The 21,940-nt window shown below is 37.7% G+C and carries 25 protein-coding genes; 19 read left to right on the forward strand and 6 right to left on the reverse strand.

The features are described 5' to 3' along the window. Window positions 1-68: 68 nt before the first annotated feature. The 9 genes from KX723_RS08930 to KX723_RS08970 all read left to right on the forward strand — a co-directional run bounded on the left by KX723_RS08930 (window position 69) and on the right by KX723_RS08970 (window position 8,312). Window positions 69-317, forward strand: coding sequence for a hypothetical protein (locus tag KX723_RS08930; protein ID WP_218813989.1), 249 nt, complete (start codon window positions 69-71; stop codon window positions 315-317). Beyond that, the gene (locus KX723_RS08935) at window positions 244-594 is read left to right on the forward strand and encodes a hypothetical protein (RefSeq protein WP_218813990.1); all 351 of its coding nucleotides are present in this window, start codon (window positions 244-246) and stop codon (window positions 592-594) included. The genes KX723_RS08930 and KX723_RS08935 overlap by 74 nt, the downstream gene beginning before the upstream one ends. Further along, window positions 595-2,118 (forward strand): hypothetical protein, encoded by a 1,524-nt coding sequence (locus KX723_RS08940; RefSeq protein WP_218813991.1) that lies wholly within the window; start codon window positions 595-597, stop codon window positions 2,116-2,118. After that, on the forward strand, window positions 2,109-4,163 hold the full coding sequence (locus tag KX723_RS08945; RefSeq protein WP_218813992.1) for a portal protein: 2,055 nt from the start codon (window positions 2,109-2,111) through the stop codon (window positions 4,161-4,163). The genes KX723_RS08940 and KX723_RS08945 overlap by 10 nt, the downstream gene beginning before the upstream one ends. A gap of 33 nt (window positions 4,164-4,196) precedes the next feature. Beyond that, window positions 4,197-4,967 (forward strand): ankyrin repeat domain-containing protein, encoded by a 771-nt coding sequence (locus KX723_RS08950; RefSeq protein ID WP_218813993.1) that lies wholly within the window; start codon window positions 4,197-4,199, stop codon window positions 4,965-4,967. 249 nt (window positions 4,968-5,216) lie between these two features. Beyond that, the gene (locus tag KX723_RS08955; RefSeq protein WP_218813994.1) at window positions 5,217-5,897 is read left to right on the forward strand and encodes a hypothetical protein; all 681 of its coding nucleotides are present in this window, start codon (window positions 5,217-5,219) and stop codon (window positions 5,895-5,897) included. Between the two features lie 71 nt (window positions 5,898-5,968). Beyond that, the gene (locus KX723_RS08960) at window positions 5,969-7,210 is read left to right on the forward strand and encodes a hypothetical protein (RefSeq protein ID WP_218813995.1); all 1,242 of its coding nucleotides are present in this window, start codon (window positions 5,969-5,971) and stop codon (window positions 7,208-7,210) included. A 15-nt stretch (window positions 7,211-7,225) separates the two neighbouring features. Then, window positions 7,226-7,876, forward strand: a complete 651-nt coding sequence (locus tag KX723_RS08965) for a hypothetical protein (RefSeq protein WP_218813996.1) — start codon at window positions 7,226-7,228, stop codon at window positions 7,874-7,876. A 1-nt stretch (window position 7,877) separates the two neighbouring features. Further along, window positions 7,878-8,312 carry a hypothetical protein gene (locus KX723_RS08970; RefSeq protein ID WP_218813997.1) on the forward strand — a complete coding sequence of 145 codons (435 nt, stop codon included), beginning with the start codon at window positions 7,878-7,880 and terminating at the stop codon, window positions 8,310-8,312. Window positions 8,313-8,323: 11 nt separating this feature from the next. Here KX723_RS08970 and KX723_RS08975 read toward each other — a convergent pair whose 3' ends face one another. After that, complete coding sequence (locus KX723_RS08975) at window positions 8,324-8,494, reverse strand: hypothetical protein (RefSeq protein WP_218813323.1); 171 nt, start codon at window positions 8,492-8,494, stop codon at window positions 8,324-8,326. Window positions 8,495-8,505: 11 nt separating this feature from the next. Between KX723_RS08975 and KX723_RS08980 the strand changes: the two genes are divergently transcribed. The 7 genes from KX723_RS08980 to KX723_RS09005 are packed head-to-tail and all read left to right on the forward strand — an operon-like array spanning window position 8,506 to window position 15,268. After that, window positions 8,506-9,516: a hypothetical protein gene (locus tag KX723_RS08980; protein WP_218813998.1), complete on the forward strand. Its 1,011-nt coding sequence runs from the start codon at window positions 8,506-8,508 to the stop codon at window positions 9,514-9,516. Further along, window positions 9,513-9,644: a hypothetical protein gene (locus tag KX723_RS09785; protein ID WP_281421150.1), complete on the forward strand. Its 132-nt coding sequence runs from the start codon at window positions 9,513-9,515 to the stop codon at window positions 9,642-9,644. The genes KX723_RS08980 and KX723_RS09785 overlap by 4 nt, the downstream gene beginning before the upstream one ends. Further along, window positions 9,644-10,234, forward strand: coding sequence for a hypothetical protein (locus KX723_RS08985; RefSeq protein ID WP_218813999.1), 591 nt, complete (start codon window positions 9,644-9,646; stop codon window positions 10,232-10,234). Before KX723_RS09785 ends, KX723_RS08985 begins: the two co-directional genes overlap by 1 nt. A 9-nt stretch (window positions 10,235-10,243) precedes the next feature. Beyond that, window positions 10,244-11,326, forward strand: coding sequence for a hypothetical protein (locus KX723_RS08990; RefSeq protein WP_218814000.1), 1,083 nt, complete (start codon window positions 10,244-10,246; stop codon window positions 11,324-11,326). Next, window positions 11,323-12,726: a hypothetical protein gene (locus KX723_RS08995; RefSeq protein WP_218814001.1), complete on the forward strand. Its 1,404-nt coding sequence runs from the start codon at window positions 11,323-11,325 to the stop codon at window positions 12,724-12,726. The genes KX723_RS08990 and KX723_RS08995 overlap by 4 nt, the downstream gene beginning before the upstream one ends. Beyond that, window positions 12,723-15,068 carry a hypothetical protein gene (locus tag KX723_RS09000; RefSeq protein ID WP_218814002.1) on the forward strand — a complete coding sequence of 782 codons (2,346 nt, stop codon included), beginning with the start codon at window positions 12,723-12,725 and terminating at the stop codon, window positions 15,066-15,068. The genes KX723_RS08995 and KX723_RS09000 overlap by 4 nt, the downstream gene beginning before the upstream one ends. A 2-nt stretch (window positions 15,069-15,070) precedes the next feature. Then, entirely contained in the window at window positions 15,071-15,268 is a 198-nt protein-coding gene (locus KX723_RS09005) for a hypothetical protein (protein ID WP_218814003.1), read from the forward strand. Between the two features lie 20 nt (window positions 15,269-15,288). Here the strand turns inward: KX723_RS09005 and KX723_RS09010 are convergent, their stop codons facing one another. Both KX723_RS09010 and KX723_RS09015 read right to left on the reverse strand, forming a co-directional pair. Further along, window positions 15,289-17,346, reverse strand: a complete 2,058-nt coding sequence (locus KX723_RS09010; RefSeq protein ID WP_218814004.1) for an ATP-binding protein — start codon at window positions 17,344-17,346, stop codon at window positions 15,289-15,291. Between the two features lie 60 nt (window positions 17,347-17,406). After that, window positions 17,407-17,805 (reverse strand): cytidine deaminase, encoded by a 399-nt coding sequence (locus tag KX723_RS09015; RefSeq protein WP_218814005.1) that lies wholly within the window; start codon window positions 17,803-17,805, stop codon window positions 17,407-17,409. Between the two features lie 85 nt (window positions 17,806-17,890). On the opposite strand from KX723_RS09015, the gene KX723_RS09020 reads away from it, so the two are divergent. Both KX723_RS09020 and KX723_RS09025 read left to right on the forward strand, forming a co-directional pair. Next, window positions 17,891-18,682 carry a class I SAM-dependent methyltransferase gene (locus tag KX723_RS09020; protein ID WP_218814006.1) on the forward strand — a complete coding sequence of 264 codons (792 nt, stop codon included), beginning with the start codon at window positions 17,891-17,893 and terminating at the stop codon, window positions 18,680-18,682. A gap of 21 nt (window positions 18,683-18,703) precedes the next feature. Then, entirely contained in the window at window positions 18,704-19,651 is a 948-nt protein-coding gene (locus KX723_RS09025) for an alpha/beta hydrolase (RefSeq protein WP_218814007.1), read from the forward strand. A 155-nt stretch (window positions 19,652-19,806) separates the two neighbouring features. Here the strand turns inward: KX723_RS09025 and KX723_RS09030 are convergent, their stop codons facing one another. The 3 genes from KX723_RS09030 to KX723_RS09040 form a co-directional block, all read right to left on the reverse strand. Then, window positions 19,807-20,256, reverse strand: coding sequence for a response regulator (locus KX723_RS09030; RefSeq protein WP_218814008.1), 450 nt, complete (start codon window positions 20,254-20,256; stop codon window positions 19,807-19,809). Between the two features lie 106 nt (window positions 20,257-20,362). After that, a complete protein-coding gene (locus KX723_RS09035) occupies window positions 20,363-20,851 on the reverse strand; it encodes a LuxR C-terminal-related transcriptional regulator (RefSeq protein WP_218814009.1) in 489 nt (162 codons plus the stop codon). 329 nt (window positions 20,852-21,180) lie between these two features. Next, complete coding sequence (locus KX723_RS09040) at window positions 21,181-21,513, reverse strand: hypothetical protein (protein ID WP_218814010.1); 333 nt, start codon at window positions 21,511-21,513, stop codon at window positions 21,181-21,183. Between the two features lie 193 nt (window positions 21,514-21,706). Between KX723_RS09040 and KX723_RS09045 the strand changes: the two genes are divergently transcribed. Further along, window positions 21,707-21,895, forward strand: a complete 189-nt coding sequence (locus tag KX723_RS09045; protein WP_218814011.1) for a hypothetical protein — start codon at window positions 21,707-21,709, stop codon at window positions 21,893-21,895. Window positions 21,896-21,940 lie beyond the last annotated feature (45 nt).

A 21,940-nucleotide genomic window follows, 5' to 3' on the forward strand; every position in this document is an offset into this window, starting at 1 on the left:
TTTACTAAATAGCCACCTGTTTAATCAGTAAAAAAATGGGGATAATAAGACATAGGAGTTACAAAAACATGAATTATTGCCAACACTGTCATGGAAAAAAAGAAATGATGGGCTTAGGACTCGTCACTCAAACGTGTTCAACCTGTTTAGGGACTGGACTTAAGAAAGAAACTGAAACCACCGTCAATAAAAAATCAAAAATGCGTATTAAAAAGACAGAAGAAGCTAACCTTTTAACTGAAAATGAGCAAACTACCGAACGGGCTAACCGTCAAACAAACCAAGCTTTGCCAAGCCTATGCGATACCCCCGCATAATGCGACACAAACCGCTCAACCGCGATTAGAGAATACAGTGACGGTTAATCATGCCTGGAAGCTGGAAAAACTAAAACAAATTGTAGACACATTTCTACCAGCGGGTAGTGATTTTTTAGAAGCTAAAGACGTGAATTCAGCCATTCAAGCCATTGCTGAGATGAATAAAATGCAAGGGCATTACGCTGCAGAAAAGCATATGAACCTCAATGTAGCCGTAGATACTGATATTGAACAGCTCGAAAAATTAATAGAAAAATATCGAAAGGACTATTAAATGAGTGCGCTTTCTACGGAACATATGAAAGCGGAATATTGGGGTTCACTTTTATTGTTTACCCAGGTTTTTTATAAAATACGCACTGGCCATGAATTTAAAATATCACAGCCTATTTGCCGTGAACCACACGTTATTACCTTATGTCGTGCCTTAACTGAAGTATTAGAAGGAAAAACCAAACGATTAATTATTAACATTCCACCCCGCTACGGAAAAAGTGAATTAGTCATCCATTTTATTGCCTGGGCCTTATCGCGTTACCCTGATTCGCAGTTTCTATATATTTCCTATGCACATATGCTAGCAAAAAAGCAAACACAAACCATTCGACAGATAGTGAATCTACCGGCCTATAAAAAACTGTTTGGAATTAAACTCTCGGATAGTTCGAGCGCTAAAGATAACTTTGAAACCGTACAAGGTGGCTGTGTTTATGCAGCCGGTTCAGGGGGTGCAATCACAGGTCGTGGTGCAGGACTACAGAATATCGAGCGATTTGCAGGTGCCATCATTATTGATGACATCCATAAGCCCGATGATGTGGGCAGCGACGTGATGCGCGAAGGTGTTGTTAATTGGTATTACAACACGCTACAAAGCCGCGTTAATTCACCGACAACACCGATTATTTTTATCGGACAGCGTGTACATGAAGAAGACCTGGTTGCCACATTGCGCGATACGGGCGATTGGACGGCTGTCATATTACCTGCCTTAGATGAAAGTGGTAATGCCCTCAATCCAAGCCAACATGATGAAAAATCCTTATTGAAATTAAAACAAGAAAGTCCTTATGTTTTTTCCGCACAGTATCAACAAGACCCACAGCCTGCCGGTGGCGGATTATTTAAACCAGAATGGTTTTATTTATTGGATGAAGAACCTAAGTTTCTAGCCACATTTATTACCGTTGATACGGCAGAAACAGTAAAAACGTACAATGATGCCACTGTTTTTAGCTTTTGGGGTTTGTACACTATCAACGATAAAGGTATAGAAACCGATCAATTAGCATTACACTGGATTGATTGTGTAGAACTGCGTATAGAGCCTAAAGATTTAGAAGCCGAACTCCGAAATTTTTGCACACACACTAGTCGGCACGCCGTAAAACCTAGTATTATTGCCATTGAAAAGAAGTCTACCGGGACCATGCTATTAGCGTTATTGAGAACGTTACGTGGCATTGAAGTAAGAGAAATTGAACGTTCCAACACCTCAAGCAAGGGTGATCGCTTTTTAGAAATACAACCGATTATTACCCGACAATTAGTCTCTTTGATGCGTTACGCGAAACACACCCCACTGTGTTTGGATCACTGTAAAAAAATAACTATTAATAACACCCACCGTTTCGATGATATCGCCGATACCTTATACGATGCGGTAAAAATAGGGTTAATTGATCAATCGGTTATTTTACGGAATAAGCGACGTCAAGAAACACACCGCATTGTTGCCGAACTGGCCAAGCATGCTCAACATCTTAATCGATTACAGGAAGAACGGTTATGCCAATAGCATCAACTCACCAAGATCAATTAAAGCGACTAAAAACTAACATTGAAAAAAGCTATTGCTTTTTTGAAGATAATATAAAACGCTTTAATTTCTTTAGAAAGTTTGTTTTTGAAACCTCACTTTCTGAAAAAGATATAAAAGCGCTAAAACTAACAGGAAAACCTATTTTAGAGTTTAATACACTAGAAGCTTATATTTCGCGCTTACGCGGTGAGTTTTCTAAGCAAGAACCCTCCATCGCAGTGAGATTACTTGATCATAGTCAGTTGCATCCTGAGTTACCACTTCTGCTAGAAGCCCATTTACGTTCGATTTTTTGTGAGGCAAACCATAATGGCTGTGAATATGAAGTTTATACTGATATCCTCAGTGGTGGTTTTAGTGCCATAAGAGTATGGACAGACTACCTACATGAAAAAAGCTTTGATCAAGTTATTAAAATGGCAAGGGTATACGATCCGACCTTAGTTGGATTTGATCCCTTAGCGGTGTTACCTCATAAAGGGGATGGGTGTTATTGTTTTGAATTAGTACCTAAGACAAAAAAAGAATTTCAATCAGAATTCCCCCATATCGACTTATCCTCACTTAAATTTAACCGAGAAATCAAAGGCTTTAGTTGGTCTTACCAAGGCAATCAAGAAGATATTTTATTAGTTTGCGATTATTACGAAAAAAAGCAGGTACCTAAAAAATTAGTGCACCTAAGCTCAGGTGATACTATTTTTTATGATGATTACAAAACCCTTGAGCAACACTGGCAACAATCAGGCATTCTGTCGCCGTTTCCTAGGATTGTTGAAGAACGTCCAACCACGATTGAAACGATACACCGTTACCAGTTGATTGAATCACAGGTCATCAAATATGAAGAAACGGATTATAAATATTTGCCCTTGGTCTATGTCGATGGTAACTCTATTCGTTTACGTGATGGCAAAATGGGTGATATGAAGCAGTTAACACGCCCTTATGTTTACCATGCTGCAAGCAATCAAAAATTAAAGAATTTTGCTGGGCAATGTCTCGCTAACGAATTAGCTACTATGACTGCTCAAAAATGGATTATAGCCGCAGAAGCAATTCCTGAAGCGTACATCGAAAATTACAAAAAATCCCAAGTACCTAGTATAGCCGTTTATAATGGCTATATGGAACATAACGGCTCATTAGTACCATTACCACCGCCACAATCTGTACAACGTACTAGTGCACCGCCAGAAATCATACAAACTTTCATGAATGCCGATAGCGCCATGCAATCTATTTTAGGATCGTATGATGCTTCCCTCGGTATTAATAACAATCAATTAAGCGGCGTAGCGATTGTAGAAGGCGCTACACAATCCAATGCAGCGGCTATGCCCTATGTTGTCAGTTTTCTACAATCCTTAAATCAAGTGGCGCAAATTATTGTAGATTTAATTCCTAAATATTATGTGACACCGAGAACATTACCAGTCACCTTACCGAATGGCAAACGAAGCTATGCCTTAATTAATCAACAAGGTGGTATTGACGTTAAATACAGCAGCGAGCAGCTAGAGATATGTGTGAGTGCCGGTGTTAATTTTTCTATTCAAAAATCACAGTCATTGCAAAAAATTATTCCTTTAGCTCAAGCCTTACCTGGGTTTGCTGAACTTATCAATACAGAAGGTCTACCCATTTTATTAGACAATTTAGAGATACGTGGGGGCGAGCAACTAAAAACGCTTGCTGAAAACTTTATTCAAAATCAGAAGATGAAAGTACAACAGGCCCAGCAACAACAAATAAATCAACCTAATCCTATGGTAGAAAAACTAAACCTGGAAAAAGCCAAATTAGCCGCACAAGCACAGCAAAATCAAATTAACAATGCCCATAAAGCCATTGAGTTAGGCTTAGATAAGGAGAATATCGATACTGAACGTATGAAACTAATGGCTGATTTACATACGGCTCATAATGAAAATCTAGTACAGCTTGAGAAAGCGCAGACTGAACGACTGACGCAAGCTATTGACTTTGAAATAAAAAAAGAGAAAAATTTTTCCAAATAAAATACAATATAGATTTTTGAGAAATGAAAAAAAATGATAAAAAATAAAGATGCTTTTATCAAAAAAACTGATGTCTGTAATTTTAATACTATAAAAAATTTTCTTGATGAGGGAGGAAATCCTAACTACATTTTTGATAATAAAAACTCTTTAGTAGCTCAACTAATGAATGAATATTGGCAAGATAAACTTCATGAAAGAGACTGCTTTAAAATTGTTAATTTGCTTTTAAGCAGAGGGGCAGATCCTAATGTAAGAGATTCAAATAGCTTGACGCCACTTCATTGGGCTACTCATTTATCGTTAAAACTAACTAAATTATTTTTAAAGAACGGTGCGCATATTAATATAATGGATAGAGAGGGTTTTACCCCTTTACATAATGCAGCAGGCTCAGGTTTAGCCAGGCATAAGAAAATTACAAAACTACTTTTGGATTACGGCGCAGAAATATATTCAATCGCGATAAATGTTTATCACTATAGTGTTTTATATGATGCGGTTGCAGCTGGAAATTATCAAATAATACGCATGCTGTTAAAACAAGATATGAAAAAAGGAAAGATTCTTTTAGAAATGATAGAAGAAAAATATGGAAGAACATCTTTACATCTTGCGGTACTAAATCCTCTCCACTCATCAATTAAAATTATAACGTTACTTTTAAAACATGGTGCGAATATTTATGCTAAAGATTTTGAAGGAGTTACCCCTTTTCAAATAGTTTCAAAATTTGCTTCTCCTCGATATCTTAAAGTCAGAGAGTTGTTTATAAAATATAAGCGGAAAGCAAAGGCTAATTAAAAATAACTTCCTTATGAACATAATAGAGCTATTTATTTAAATAACTGAAGGCTATTTGTTTTTTTACCGCATGTAGTATTGGAGATTTCCAGTTTAGGTAAGATAATAAGAGTATGAATGATTATCGATCAAACTCATCGAGACTCTTGCGATACGAGAGGTTTTTACGGAGCTATCCGGTGTAAATAGTCGGGACTTAGACGTTATTTAAGGTTACTACCGTGACGGGGCAATAGTCGAAGGAAACTAATGGAATCAAATGAAGGACAAACGACGGAACATGTATCGGAATCCACTGGACAACATTTACCGGAAAATCCTGCAGCGGCTGAAAAACATTTACCGCAATCCGCCATCAATCGTATTGTGGTGGAAGCGAAAAGGGATGCCTACGAGCAAGGGATAAAGGTAGGAAAAGCCTCAACTATTGCGCCTATAGAGGCTACACCGCCTTCTACTTCATCTAATTTAACAATAGAACAAGTACAAAAGATCATAGATGAAAATGAGGCTAGGCAAGCGAAAGCACGTTATGAACAACAAGCCCAGCAAGCCTCACAGGATTTTTTAGGTAAATTAAAGTCTGGCGAGGAAAAATACTCCGATTTTAACGAAACAATTCATAGCGTTAATTGGACATCTATTCCTCATGTATTGGATTTAGCAAATCAAACCGATGAAACCGCTGCTGTTGTTTACGAATTAGCTAAAACACCGCAAAAAGCCATTACACTTTGGCAACTTTACCAAGTTAATCCCAAAGCCGCTTTAGCGGAAACAAAAAAAATAGCCGAATCGATTAAACAAAATCAGCGTCAGCACCCGTCAACGCGCCCTCCTTTAAGTCCATTAACCCCTTCTGTAACACGAATGTCTAATGGGCCCTTAACTGTACGTGAGCTAAAAGAAGACCCCCGTTTTATTTTTTAGGATTTCTTTACTTACACACTCGTCAAGGTTCCCCATTAGTTTTAATAAATTAAGACTATTAAGGATTCTCCATGAGTATCAATGTATTAGAAAGTGTTGCCACGTTACAAGAAGATGCGTTAGCACTCTTTCAAAATAGAAATTGTTTCGTTCAAACGGCTAGTACGAAATTTGTCGATTTTGAAAAGACCATCGGCAATTTAGGTGCAGAAATTAAAGTCGAATTACCGTTTCGCTTTATTACCACACCTTCACTGGTTTCACAAACACAAGCGATTAAACAACGCTACGTCTCTTTAATTACAGATCAATCCGCATCAGTTGACTATGCCATGAGCGCGGAAGAAATGATTTATCATTTCGATAATAACCGTGAAAGAATAGGCAAATCGGCGATTGCTGAATTATCCGCTTATGTAGAAAAAAATGTTGCTTCGCGTATTCCTGATTTTACTTACCGTTTTTTTGGTGATGGAAAAACTACCTTTAGTGGACTCGAAGATCTAGAAAAAATGCTGATTATGTATCGCGAAGTCGGTACTCCATCCCCATCACTCAATTGCTACGTTAGTGATCTGTATTTACTAAAAGCACGCAGTGGCATGATGAATCAATTTGCGCCGATTCGTAATGATAAATTGGCACGCCGTTATGAAATTGGCGAATATAATTATACAAAATTTTATCGCAGTAATATGTTGCCTATACATGAGGCTGGTGACGTAGGTCAAAAAGGCACTGTACTGACTATTGAGGGTACAGACGATCCAAGCGGAAAGAAAATCACACAACTACAACTATCGGGTGACACAGAGCCAGGGAGTGTGGCATTTAAGAAAAACGATTTGATTCAATTCCAAGATGTACCTGGCATCCCCAACGTTAGATTTTTAACAGACGTAGGTCATGGGCCCTCCAATTGTCCGTTGCAATGCCGTGTCACCAGCGATGCAACGATTCCTGACAAAGGCCCACTGACGATTAACATCGACCCTATCTTATGTGCTGATCCTAGTGATTCTGACTGGAATATTACAACGAATATTGTCAAAGGAATGAAAATACAAACGGCACCGAGTCATCGAGCAGGCTTACTCATCGGTGGCGATGCTTTCTATATTTCCATGCCCAAATTACCCGCTGAACGTCCTAATGACTCGGTCAGTAAATATGACAGCGATACCGGCGTAGCACTACGAGTAACCTACGGTACCGTAGCGGGATCAAATGTATTTGGATTTCATTACGCGGCGCTGTGGGGAACTTTAATGGTTCCTAATCGTTGTATGCGTATTTTATTCCCTGTTATTTAACAAGAAGAACATAATATGGCTTATACCGTCACAGAACTCATTACCACCGCCTGGAATTTATCCAGTATTGTCGCGGCAAAAGCGGAAACAGTGAGTGGCGATCAACTGACCACGGGTTTAGATCATCTGAATGATTTTTTAGCTTTACAAAGCACTGAATCTCGGATGATTCCTTACACCCGTGTTCATTCCTTTGAATGCAAAGCAAAGTGTGATGAATTTTTAATTGATCATTTACTGGAGATCGATGTTTTAACAATAAAAGGCAATGGGGATTATCCTTTACAGCCGCAAGGAAGAAAGGCGTTTTTTTCACAACCCTGCCAACATTATTCGCCTTCTCAACCACGAGCTTATCATATCGAACCTGCTAAAGGCGGTAGTCTATTGTTTTTATCCCCTACACCGGATAAATCCTATGAATTTAGATTAGTCGGTAAATTTGGCTTAGCCGAGGTAGATTATAACGATGATTTAAGTAAAGTTTATGATCGCTTCTATTTACTCTACCTACGTTATGGTTTAGCCGATTATCTATGCGATCTGTATAACCATCCCTTTTCAGGGAAAGGAAAATTAAGCGAGCTCGAATCTAAGTTACGTGATTATTCACCGTTAGACCTTACTGTAGAGAAGATCTCGTATTTTAATGCGGAGACGCCTTGATATGGCACAACTTCCAGTTGCCGTGGTGGGTGGTAATGGGTTTGGTCGTTATCCCAAAATATCACGCGAACAAACCTTTAATATGATTGTCAGTGATAATTTTTTAGTCCCTTTTGCAGGTTATAAAAGAGTCATTACCATTAATGATCAAGGACAGGGACGTGGATTATTTAATAGCGCCCGTTTTGGTAATTTAATTACCGTGATTGATAATGGTGTTTATATCATTGGCTCTACCTTACATGCACAACGTATTGGTAGTTTAGAGAGTTTTGAAGGTGATGTACAAATTGCCGAAAATGAAAAAGAAGAAATTTCGATTTGCGATCATAAAGATATCTTTATATTCAATTATCGTGAATCGACATTTAAACAAGTGAGTCGCTATGCTCCCGAAGAATTTCGGCCATCGTGTCCCCGAAATTCGTTCGCATGACGCGACTGAAATTAGGCCGCGATACGTCCTGCGTCCGGCACGCACTCACTCCTTCGGAGTTCATGCCCGTGCCTCCCACAAATGACTTTACGGCGTGATGCGTTTCCTGCTTCGCCCGTCAACGCACGCCTATCGCGGGCTCTTCGACTTCGCATTGCTTTCACAATGCTTTCCTGTCTCATCGAAAGCACAATTGGATTTTGTTCCGAGCTACATTAGTTATCATAATGGTCGTTTTCTTTCTGCTGATAGCGAACATGCTGAATGGCGTTTATGTGATGAAGAAAATAGTTTGCATTGGCCAACCGATGCCTCGCATGTGGGAGAATTTCAAACCAAAGCCGATAATCCCTTAGCCGTTATTCCACTCCCTGGACGTGGTAATACGATCTTTGTGATGGGATCCATCGTAACGGAATGCTGGTCAGATATTGGTTTAAATGCTTTTCCTTACCAGCGCGCCTCCAGCTTTAACATTGATTATGGCTGTTTAAATCCAGCAACGATTGCGCGTAGTGATCAATTTATGGTTTGGTTAGGTGCCAATGAACAATCAGGGCCTGTTATTTTATTAAGTGACGGTGGATCAGTACAGCAAATTTCCACGGAAGGAATTAACTTTAAATTTTCGCAATTAAAAAACCCGAATCAAGCGTATGGTTTTTTATTTAAACAGGATGGTCATTTACTGTATGTCATAACCTTTCCTGATGATCAGATAACTTATGCCTATGACTTTACAACAAAACTCTTTTTTACCTTAACTAATCAGGACATGGCGGCGCATATCGCTAAAAAAGCGGTATTTTATAATAACAGCTATTATTTTATTAGTTTTATTGACGGTCATATTTACGAGTTAAATTCCCGTTATACGCAAGCGGATGAGAAAGAAATACCCCGTATCCGAGTAACGCCCCCTATTCGATCACCGGATAGCGAATTTTTTATCGCACAAAAATTTAATTTGCCTATTGAACAAGGCCATAGCGCATTAGAACAGCGTATTGATTTATCTTTTTCTAAAGATGGCGCGATGAGTTTTAGTTCTAACCTATCTAAAACATTAAATCCTGTTGCCCATCGACAAAACCGCCTGATTTGGTGGCAGTTAGGACGCGCCAATGATTTAACGCTACAGTTACGTTTTTGGAGCTTCGATCGCATTGTCGTAGGTAATGGTCTACTGAGTATTACACCATGAATATTCCTAATTTACCGCATGAAAAACCCATTGATAGTAATGGTCAATGGACGGCCTCATGGAGTTTGTGGCTTCAAGAGTTAATTGCTGTATTGCAAAAAAAACTATCTGACCAAGGAACTCATTGATGAATTTTTTTAGCGGTATTGGTGATTTTGTAGGTAATTTATTTAGCGGTAATAATCCAGGTGATGCAGCTAGCCAATATTACAATCAAATACCAGATATATTAAAGCAATATTTAAAACCCTATGCGGATCGCGGTAACGCCATTTATCCGCAATTACAGGGAGAATATGATCAGTTATTACATGATCCTACCGGCGTATTAAATAAATTGGGTCAAGGATACCAACAATCGCCAGGCTATCAATTTCAATTAAACCAATCGTTGAATGCAGGTAATCGCGCCTCCGCTGCTAAAGGCATGTTAGGTAGTCCGATGCAGCAACAACAAGCACAACAAACCGCTGGACAATTAGCCAATCAAGATTTTAATCAGTATTTAGCACATGCGATGGGATTGTATGGACAAGGTTTAGCGGGCGATCAAAACATTTATAACACCGGCGCCCGAATGTCCGGTAATTTAGGGGAAAATTTAGCCAACGCCTTAATGTCACAAGGTAATTTAGCTTATTCCAATGCAACGAATCAAAACCAAATGAATCAACAACTACTCGGTATGTTAGCTGGTTTAGCCGGTGGTTTTTTATAGGAATAATGTATGTCAATTCCTGTCCAACAATTTCCAATTTTATCCGCACAACAAGCTAATCCTCTGGGTATGGGATTATCTACAGGCCAAGCCTTACAAGCGCGGGCGTTAGCGAATGCTTTGGAAAAATTGAAGTTAACCATTGCGCCACAAACCCTACAAACCGACTTAGATTATAAACAAACGCAAATACCCTACTTACAAGCCAATACGCAAAGATTAAACCAAGAGGCACAATTTATGCCCTTGGAAACGTTAATGAAAGTGCAACAATCAGCACAACAAGGATCACGTTTTGGCGGCGCTTATCAATTATCAAGAGGACTGCAAGCTATGTCGCCGGCGGCAAGGCAGCTTTGGATTTCGCAACATCAAGACGAATACAATCAAATGTTGCTCGACTTAGGTAATCGCAGCAGCAATAATTTGATAGCCCCGGAGATATTACAAACGTATTTTCCACAATTAGGTGTTAATACGAATACGCCTGAGAATGTCGCTGTAAAAAAGCCTTTGTTTTCACCACAAACACCCGAAGCAACCCAACAAACCCAATTAGCTAATCAAATCTCAGCCAATAATGCGTTAACAACGGCCGCAACGCGTCGCCAATATGAAGGTGCTTTGCAGATTGAAGGTATTTTTAATGATCCGCACTTCCAAGCGCAAGCACAAAATGCCGCTTTATATGCGGGTGCGGCCGGCAAAGGTAAAGCCGCCTTAGTCGCCTTATCGCAAACTAATCCAAAAGCCTATGAGGATTCTTTAGCCTTTCAATATCAAACATTACCTTTGCTTGAAAGCCGAATTAAAACGTTAGACCAAATGGGTGCCAGTAATGCACAACGTAAATTACTCGAAGATATGCTCGGTAAAACGGCAAATGCACTGACTTCTAATCCACAACAATTCATTACCCAACTCAATGAATTTGGCAAAACCTTAAATTTAGTGGCACGTTCTGTACAAACATCGGCTTCTCCTCTCACGCCTATGAATCGTGTTAGCGATTTTAATCCGATTGCAGAAGCAACTAAAACGGTTAATGGCAAAACCTATCATAAAATCCAGGGAGAATGGTTTGAAGCATGAAACGCATTACTGATCCCGCACTATTAGCACAGCTTGATAATACAGCCGATCATAAAAGCAGCGCTATTAATAATCCCGCTTTATTTGCATCATTAGATCAAAGCACTGAACAACATAATCCACTCTTTAATGCGCTTAACGATCTCCTTAATTTTGCTAATGGCGCTGGCGGTGCCATTCAAGATGGCTTAGCCGCTTTACCTGGAAGTCCTTTTACTAAAGCGCCTCCGCCACAAGGCGCGGCGGGTGAAACGGGCAATGTTATTGGCAATATCGGACAATTTATAGCGGGTGGCGAAGCATTAGAAATGGCGCGTTTAGGCGCTGAAGGTTTACCGATGCTAGGTCGCTTAGCCAACGCATTAAGCGGCGAAGGTATTCCAGGTATAGCCAGAAGAATCATTGGAACATCTATCGGTGGCGCTTTAGAAAATTCGGATAATAGAGCCAGCGGTGCATTAAAAGGTGCTTTATTAGGCGGTACTGCGGAAAGCATCCCAGCACTAGGTCAAGCTTTGCTAAAGGTACCGGAAAAAATAAACCCAAAACAATATGCCTCCAATTTAGCGGACACTATTCGTCAATCGTATAACAAAAGCCGCGGACAATCTGAAGAAAATTATAACAACATCATGAATAAAGTAGGCGGTTATCCGATAAACCATCCAAACCTACTTTATCCTGAACTAGACAAACGTTTTATGCGTGCTTATAGCGGTGGGGAAAATTTATTGCATCAAGACTACATAACAAAACCGACCATAGAAAAATCACATTTCTTGCAAAGTCAGATTGGTCATAAGATCAGAGAGTTGCAATCTAACCCCAACAAAGACCCAGCCACGATTAATGCAATTAAAGACCTCAACACTGTTCATGGTTCACTGTTATCTGATTTAAATTCAGCGTTACAGCGTATTCACCCTGATATAGCGAATGAATATCAAGCAGCGGCTGAATTTCACCGAAAAAATGTGGTTCCTTTTGAACAAAACAAACTCGTTAGAAATATCAGCGAAGGCGAAACAAAAAATGTTAAACCCTCCGCCTTACTCAGTGCATTAAGCAAACTCACCCAATCAGAAAAAAAGGATGTTCCTAGCAATCATTTTTTACAGTCTGCACAAAACGATCTGAATAAACGTATCAATAAAGGAAAATTATTAAAGGACATCGTCACAGGTGGTACAGGTGCGGCGATCGGTATGGCGGTTCATCCTGGTTTATGGCCCGCTGCGTTAGGTTTAGCCGGTGGTGGATTCTTTGGCCATTATGGGTTACCTCGCCTACTGCGTGTGGTTGAAAATCCTGAAGCCAAACTCGATCGACTGCGTGTACCTTATCGTGCATTAGCAACTAGTGCGGTTAGTAACGTATTACCCCAGGAAAATAATCAATGAATTTAGACCCGCGCTATATTATAGCACCCGCTTTAGAACAGTTTTACATTAATAAAAAAACGGGACTACCTTTAGCAAAAGGTAAAATTACCTTTTATAAGGATAATCAACGAACGAGTGATGGTTTAAAATCGATTTATACGTTAAGTGGGGCACCACCTAATTACAGTTATGTGGAACTACCGAACCCCTTAACCTTAAGTGCCGTTGGCACCATACAAGATGACAATGGAAACAACGTATTACCGTTTTATTTCCCTTATGATGAGCAAGGTAATTTAGAACTTTATTATGTCACTGTTTATAGTAGTGACGGTGTTTTACAGTTTACTCGCGAAGGATGGCCTAATACGAGCCTAGATGGCAGCAAAGATGATGGTAATATCACTAACTTTATTCCCAATGGCCAATTTTTAATACACAACAACATTCCTGCCAAGGAAAATAAGGCCGTAGGAGAAATAACAGAGGCTGTCACCCTATTAGCGCCCGCTGGATGGACATTTAACCGACCTGAACAATCGACCGCTAAAGATTTAGTCCTCTTTGAACGCTTTGGATCGGCTATCAATAATCCCACGGGTTATCCCCGTTATGCCATTCGGATTGGAAATCAATTACCTAGCCCAGGGGACTTAGTCAAAGATTTGCGCATCAGCTTTCGTAATGTGAATCGCTTTGCTTCTACCGATCAATATTATACCTTTGCTTTTACAGCACAAACGAATACAGGAAATGCGTTAAATGTAACCGTATTACTCATCAAAAACTTTGGTGAAGGTGGTAGTCCAATAGAAGAAAAAATTATTAATACTGTGACAATAACAAGTTCTTATTCGCTTATTAATGTTCCTTTCATTTTTGGTGAAAATCAAACTAAAACCTTGGGACTTAATGACGATGACACTGTTGCTATTGCGTTACGATTTCCTACTAACAGTGTATTCGATATTTCTTTAACCGATTTTATCTTAACATCGGGCAATTTCGTAATTGAAGACTACCCACAAATAACCGATACCAACGTTATTAGTCAAAGTCTCGCGGGTAGCTTGCCTGTTCCCAGAGCGGATGGCTACGATGATTATTTACCTATCGTGAATACTAAAAAAGGATTGATATATTATGACGGCGACGTTGGAAAGATATATCCAGCTATTTATCCTGAACCTAGTTTTGGTGAACTGCTCTGTATTGGCACACGTTATTTACGTACCGATTATTCGCAAGAAGATATTCCTTATGCACGTGTTGCTCAAAAGCTTTGGAATGATAAAGCCGGTTATTACCGCTTTGGTACAGGTACTAGCTTTGTTAGTGCCAACCTTAATACCAACAACCAATTAATTTTAACGACAAATCGAACCGGTGCAGCAAAAACAAGTTCAGCAGAAACATCAGGATTTACCGTAGAAAAAGTATTCAAAGGTAACGATTATGGGGTCAATGCTTTTCTCAGTTCTGACTATCCTAATCGCGTTTATGTACAAGGGAACATAGCTGCTGGAGTGGCACCCCCTAATCCTAAAACCAGTGGATTTAATATTGTTCCCTTACGGAATGGCGCATTGGTAAAACAGCTTTTTTATATCGAATGTACGGATGCTAAGAATTTAGCCGGCAAGTGGCTTCAATTTTCAAATACGACCAAAACCTTTGGACTATACTTTACGATCGATGGGAAAGGCTCCAATCCGGTACCGTCCAATTTGACCGCCATTTTATTACCTCTTTTATCAACACAAACCGTTAGAGAGGTAGCTATTTATCTCGCTGAATTCCTAGGTGGACATCAATTAACACGCATTAGTTGCACAGACGCGAGTAAGATTAAACCTGACGATTACTGGACTTTCTCAACGAGTGCTGAAAATTTTAACGTTTTTGCTAGAATAAATAATCAAGGTGAACCGCCCCCAGCCCCTATTTCAGGTACTAATATTCCTGTCGATTTCATAGAGACCGATACGATGCCGGAAGTTGCTCAAAAAATTAAAATTGCTATCAATCAATTTTGTTTTGCTGTACCCGATTTACGAGATGCGTTTATTCGCGGCTGGAACCAAGATGGCAGTATCAAAACAGATGACCGTTATTTTAATTATGGCCAAGGTTTGATTGAAAATAGTATCGGCTCATTCCAGTTTGATGAAATCCTAATCCATAGTCATCCAACTCCTTCCGCTGTTAATGGGCAATATTTATTCCAAGCTTTTAGTGGCGCTTCAAATGCTTATTCAGGTGGAGATAATGGCGTTAAAAACTATCCAAGTACGGGTGATAGAGGAGGTTCAGAATCGCGTCCCCAAAATTTTGCAGCTAATTACGTCATGAAGTATTAGAGATGCAACTCGCTAATCTTAAAGAAGAAATCAATCGCTTAAAAGTCTATTTAATCGGAATAGCCATGAACATGCTTATCCTTTCTGGTTGCACGCCATTTCAAGTGAATTTACCTGGATCGTGTTCTGTATTTTCTAATCCACCACAACACGATTCCTCGGCAGAAAAAGAGAAGAAAGGATTTTTTAGTAAGCATTAATGGCTTAAAATTAATTATCCCTAGGCAATCGCTTTTCTAGCTGCTTCTTTGGTTTCTTCAGCCACTTGAATTAACTGCTGATAAAGCACTTCCGCTTCTTCAAGCGACTCTGTTCGTAGAACAGCTGCTAGCTGTTCGCAAGCTTGTTCTAAACGATTTGCACAGCAATAACTTGCTCCACCTTTCCATTTATGTGCCATATTTCTAATCGCTTGCCAATCATTCTCTTTATGTTGTTGTTTGATAATGTCTAATTCTTTGTTAAGCCCACTTACCAGCAAATCTAAACATTCTTTTACAACTTCTTTTTTACCTACAAGCTTAACGGCTTGTTCTATGTTTAAAATAGAAATCGATTGTAGAGATTCTATGCCTTTATGGATCGCTCTTTGGGACTGGCCTTTATGTGAAATAAAAGCACTTAATATCTCAGAGGCTTTTTCAGGTGTCAGCGGCTTATTAAATACCGCATTCATTCCATTTGCGAGACAATTCTGTTTCTTATCATCCTCAACCTGCGCTGTTAATCCAATAATCGGCACCGAGGGATTTTTTTGCCATTGCATTAATCGAATACGCCGCGTTACTTCACAGCCGTCATCATCGGGTAATCCCATATCCATTAAAATCAGATCATAATGATTCTTTTCTATTTTTTCTACAGCTGTTTTTCCATCAGGTGCTGTATCTATCCGGCAGCCAAGTGCTGATAGCACGTTTTGTGCCACCATGACCGCTATCATATTATCTTCAACCACTAAAATATGACTTCCATTAGCGTTAACAACTTCGGACGCTAATGCTTCATTCGCTGCTCTTCCTTTTGACAAAACACTATTTTCTTTTAACTCTTCTGATAATTCTGTAGGGGTTTCATCCTGGGATAAGGATTCTTGAAAAGGAATGACACAAATAAATGTTGTACCCTTCCCTACCTCACTCTCAATATGAATTTCACCATTTAAGTCTTCGACAAATTGTTTAACGACCGAAAGCCCTAATCCTGTTCCTGGATAGATGCCCTGATATGAAGGCGTCAAGCGAGTAAAGCGGTCAAAAACCTCTTTATGCTTATCTTCAGGGATACCCATTCCTGTATCGCTGACACGCAATTCAATAATGGCTTCATGTTTTTCATTTTTTATTAAACGTGCGCTGACTTTAATAAACCCTTTATCGGTATATTTTAAGGCGTTCGTCAACAGCTCTAATATAATCCGTTGCGCCCGGACGCCATCACCGCGTAAACAAGTCGGAATTGTTTCATCATAATCTAAACTTAATTCCAAGCCTTTTAGCACGGCTTGGGATTTATTCAGTCGTACTATCTGTTCTAAATCTGCTTTTAAATTAAATTGCTTTCTTAACAGTGGAATTTCACCGCTAGACACGGTAATACTTTCCAAAATCTTATTCAAAAACCCTAATAAAGCCTCACTTGATAGCACTAAATCATCAGCAAATGCAGTCACTTTTTTTGGAAGGCCCGATTGCATTTGAATCAGATGTGCACAACCCACTATACCGCTTAATGGCGTACGTATATCATGGCGCATGTTTTCGAGAAATTTGGTCTTTGCTTGGTTTGCCGCTTCTGCTTTCTCTTTAGCTAACTTCAAGGCGTCTTCAGCCTTTTTTCTAGTAGTAATGTCGATAGATATACCTAAAACACCCACTATATTTTTAGATCTATCTGGCAATGGAATTTTTGAGGATAAAAAAATTCTTTTTTTGCCGTTAGGCAAAGTAACTACTTCCTCCATCGTTAAATTCTTTCCCGATAACACAGCTAAATCTGTTTCTCTAAAGTTATCTGCCACTACTTTAGGGAATAGATCATAATCTGTTTTCCCAAGAACAACCTCACTAAATCCAAGTTTATGCGTAAGTTTTTTAGCATAACTATTTTGACCTAAGTAAACGCCTTCTTTATTTTTCCAATAAACACTTCCTGGTAAATTCTTTAAAATAAAATTTAAGGTATAAATTTCTTTTTTATATTTATTTTTAAGTTTTTTTATTTCCAGTTGTTGGGTTTCAATAATATTAAGTAATTCTGATTTATTGAGGTTTTGCATTATTTTTTTTAACCACTCCCTTATAAAAAATGCCCGGTATACTTACCGTAGAAGTCTATATTAAGAAAGCTCCCAAGTAAATTTATCGGGTAAAAGTTCATTCAACTTTATAGCTTTCAATTGCTCATTGTCCATATTATAAGAGTAAAAGTTAGTTTTCGAGTCAGAAAACTGGATTAAACGCTGTCTACAGGCACCACAAGGCATACAAACTAGCTTAGGGGTTACTAAAACAATATCAGATATGTTTTTATAGCCTGCCGTTAGCATGGCACTAAGTGCCGAAGTTTCAGCACATTGACTAAGCGGTGTAGCTGCATTTTCCCAATTACAACCATTAAATAATTTACCTTCGATCGTTCTTATGCATGCACCGATATTAAATTTACAAAAAGGAACATAAGCATTAAGAGCTGCTTCTTTAGCCAGTAAAACCATTTCATGTATATATTTTTTCATTTCAAGGCTTGTTAAAAATAGGGGTCGCTATTTAAACATTCTTGTATTACTATTTATATTAAAATAATAATACTTAATCTTACATATGTATAATCCAAAAAACCTTATAGAACTTTATTCTGGAAATGATTTAGCTACCTTATTTAAAGGTGACTTTATTAACTTCGGTTACTGGAAAAATGTTCCAACTGTTATATCTGAATACGATGTCATTGAAGCAAATAAAAATCTTTATCATCAAGTTTTTCAACGATTATCATTGGATGATCAAGATAAAGTTTTAGAAATAGGTTCTGGTCACGGTGGGGGGTGCGCTCTACTATCTTCCTCTCACTCTATAAAGTCTATAACTGGCCTAGACTATTTAGCGGCTCATACAGAACATTCACAAAAAAAGCATTTCTCTTTAGTTGAATTAGGAAAGTTACAGTTTTTACAAGGCGCTGCTGAATCTATTCCAATGCCAGATTCAAGTATCAATAAAATTTATACGATAGAAGCATTTCAGCACTTTAATGCTCCGCATGCTATTCCTGAATTCTACAGAGTTTTATCACCTAACGGTAAACTCGTTATTTCTACATTTTTTGCTAAAAATAAAAGCCGTTTTGAAGAATTACTCACTCTCATGCCAAGGCCTGCGCTCCTATCAGATAGTAGTGATGGAGAAATAGCTGCATTACCTGAAGTTTTAAATTTATTAGAAGAATATTCATTTCAAAACATAAAATTAGAAAATATTAGTCAATATGTTTGGTTGGGATATGACACTTGGGTAAAACAAAATGATCCCAGCATTTGGGATATGAATTGGAAAATTGCTCACGAAAAAGGATTACTTGATTATTATATAATAACTGCAAACATAAAAAAATAAATATAAGAAATTTTAATGCCCTTGAACTACACTATTAGTGAACATCGTAAGTTCATTTTAAGTTTACAACAAAAAGAAAAAAGAACCGCGGCTAAAAATGTAACGATTTCACCACTTTTTTTTCCATTAAAAAGCGACAATATACTTACGGCTTTTATTTACAGACCTTCTCGCTTAGCGATTAATAGACTCTATCCTACAGTATTACATATTCGAGGCACAGGTTATAGCGCAGAAGCACGGTATTATGCTTATATAACCTGTAGCCATCTAGCCGAAAAATCTAGTTGTCAAGTTATTGATCTTGACCATCGATTGGCTCCAGAATATCCATGCCCAATTGGATTTAATGACGTCTATGCTAGCATTAAATCTATTATTAAAAACTCAGAACAATTAAAAATTGATCCTGAAAAAATAGCTATTTCGGGATATAGCTCCGGTGGAAATTTTGCCGCTTTAGCAGCTATTCAAGCAAAAAAAGATAAACTTCCAATATCTTTACAACTATTAATTTCACCTATAACAGATTTATCACGCAGCCTAAAAAAATATTCACATTTTGAAAACAAAGATAGTTTTCCTTCATCACTAGCACAATGGTTTATAACGCTCTATTTACAACAAGGTACTTGTAACCCTAAAAGCCCGATAATATCCCCTTATCGGTCAAATGATTTGACCAATTTACCACCTACTTACTTTTTATGTGGAGAATTTGATCGTTTCAGAAGTGATAGCGAAGGTTATAGAAATAAATTAGTAAAGGCTAATGTATGGACACACATATCTATATTTGAAAAAGAAAATCATTCTTTTTTTTGGCATAATCTTCGAGTTATAGAAACAATGGCAACTCAATTGGGGATGAGCTTTAATTTATTTCCTATACCAAGATCAATAACTCAAAAACGAGTAAGTGAAAAGCAAGAAAAAACACCTGACTTAAAAAAAATCAATCACATATAGCTAACTACAGGAGTGGTTAGCTAATTTAGACACTAATCTTACTAACTTATTTTTCAGTATCTTAAAAAAAATAATAGCTCAGAATAAAATAAATTATATATTATTATCGATCTGAGTAATTATATTATTCTTAATAATTCAATTTTTAGCCGCTCTCAAAAAGACTGAGTTTTTGGGAGATAAAATATTTCATTTAAAATAGATTCCAATATTTCTATGGTAAGTGGCTTAACAACAAATTCTTTTGCGCCAGCTTTTATACACCTGGGTTTCAAACTACTTTCTGCCGCAGTTACGACAATCAAAGGTGTATTACTGTTCAGCGAGGGTAGTTGGCGAAGTTGAGTAATAATGAACTCATCAATATTAGGCCCAAGTCGCAAATTTGTGATCATTAACCCATATTGTTTTCTATAAACATGCTTCAGTGCGTTTTGCCGTGTACTGACCACATCAACTAAAAAATCAAGTTTTTGTAAATAATGCCTATGTAAATACCAACTCACAGGATCATCATCAATCACTAAGGCCTTTTTTTTATATAACGATCTCGTTAATTCACTATAAAAACCTAACGCATTTTTTTGCTCTTCTTGATTTTTCATTTTTACTCCTTTTTTATGTTGGTAACGTATAGAATCTTTAAAAATTTATAGAAATTAAAAAACTCCTTTATATTTAGGAATTTTCAACTCCCTTAGTTCTTATATTTTATTGAATGAATTGAGTTTTTTTATTTTTGGGCTGGAGAATAAAATCCACGTTATCAACCATTAAAATTCCTGCATGCCACGCTTTATATACAGCATGAGGAATGTTTTTAGCGTTTAGTTTTAGAGAAAATTTGGCACGAATTTTAATTACGCTGTCTTCTTCTATTTCAAGTATCTCAGCTATTTCTTTGACCTCAAATCCCCATGAGGTTAGAAAAAGACACCTAAGCTCTTGTTCTGAAAAATCAATAAAAAAAATTGAATTTCTTAGAAATTTATGCGATAAAAACAATGTTTCTATTCGTAGCTGTAAAAAATTAGGATTTTTAATGCCTTTGTTTGCTAATGACAATCCTGCTAGCGCATTATAGTAATCATTTTCCCGTACAATAGTTTCATGCCAGGAAGCATCTCGAATTCTTCTACTGATGCTCATATCAACCCCCACGTAACTGAGAGTTAGTGCTGCATCGAAATATAAAGGCACCGATATACATTACACATTCTCTTTTTATTTTGGATATGATTATTATGAATCTAGAAAAATTTGATTGTAATTCCAGGTAGATGGACTCCATATAAAAGGACTCCATGTAGATGCTAGATTTTCTATAAAGGAATTTGATTCGATCAGACGATCGGTATAAGCTTAATACAGCCATGATGCTCGACTCCTAACTTAGTCTTAGTTGTTGAGATAAATGGTCAGACAGCGATAGGGTGTTAGTATCACCTGTGTAACTGTCCCCCTTAACTGGGGTTTGACCGGTTTGGATTTAAATATGCCCCTCAACTTAAATTGAGAGGCATTATTATTTAAGCTCTCTCTTCTAGCAGTGGACTGAAATAATCTTGATAGAGTTGGTTTAATTTTCTTTTACGAAGGATTAATTCGGTCACGATCGCTTCTATTACAATCAACCTTTTAGAAGAAAGTTTGTGCAATCTCTTAACATCCATTAGAGCGATATCACCATTTTTTAATAGCTTATCACTCGATTTGGATTTAACTTGAACGTGAAATAAGAGATTAGTCGCTTCGTCTATAAGCTCTTTTAATTGCCGAATTAAACCTTTGATTTGAAATAGGTAATCGCTGGCAGGTTGTTTCAGATGGACTAATTGATTTAAACTGACGTTTGCGGTCATAACTAACTCCACATAGTTGGTTGTGTTTGTCCTCAAGGTGTATCAGACCTTGGGGAACGCTTAATATTTACTCTTCTACTTTATCAAACCCAACAGGATAAGTAAATACTTATCCTGTTGGGTGCGTATCTACTTATTCTATAAATGTAGTAAACTTTAATAATGTGTATTAAATGTAAACAATGGTATCTAAATGACTAAAAGTGAAAAAAAATCTTCTACGGGGGGCAAAAAACCACCGAAAGATTCTATTAGAATGAACATAAATGTTCCTATAGCTTTTTATAAAGAGATTCAACATAGAGCTATAGATGAAGGCATGACTGTTACTGAGCTAGTTATTAAAGCTATAAAAAATCTTCCTAGTAAAAAGAAAGATTAATATCAATTTTTTGAACCTATTTATCAGTCGCAATAAAAAACAATG

This window comes from Rickettsiella endosymbiont of Dermanyssus gallinae (assembly GCF_019285595.1).
Classification (GTDB): Bacteria; Pseudomonadota; Gammaproteobacteria; order Diplorickettsiales; family Diplorickettsiaceae; genus Rickettsiella_B.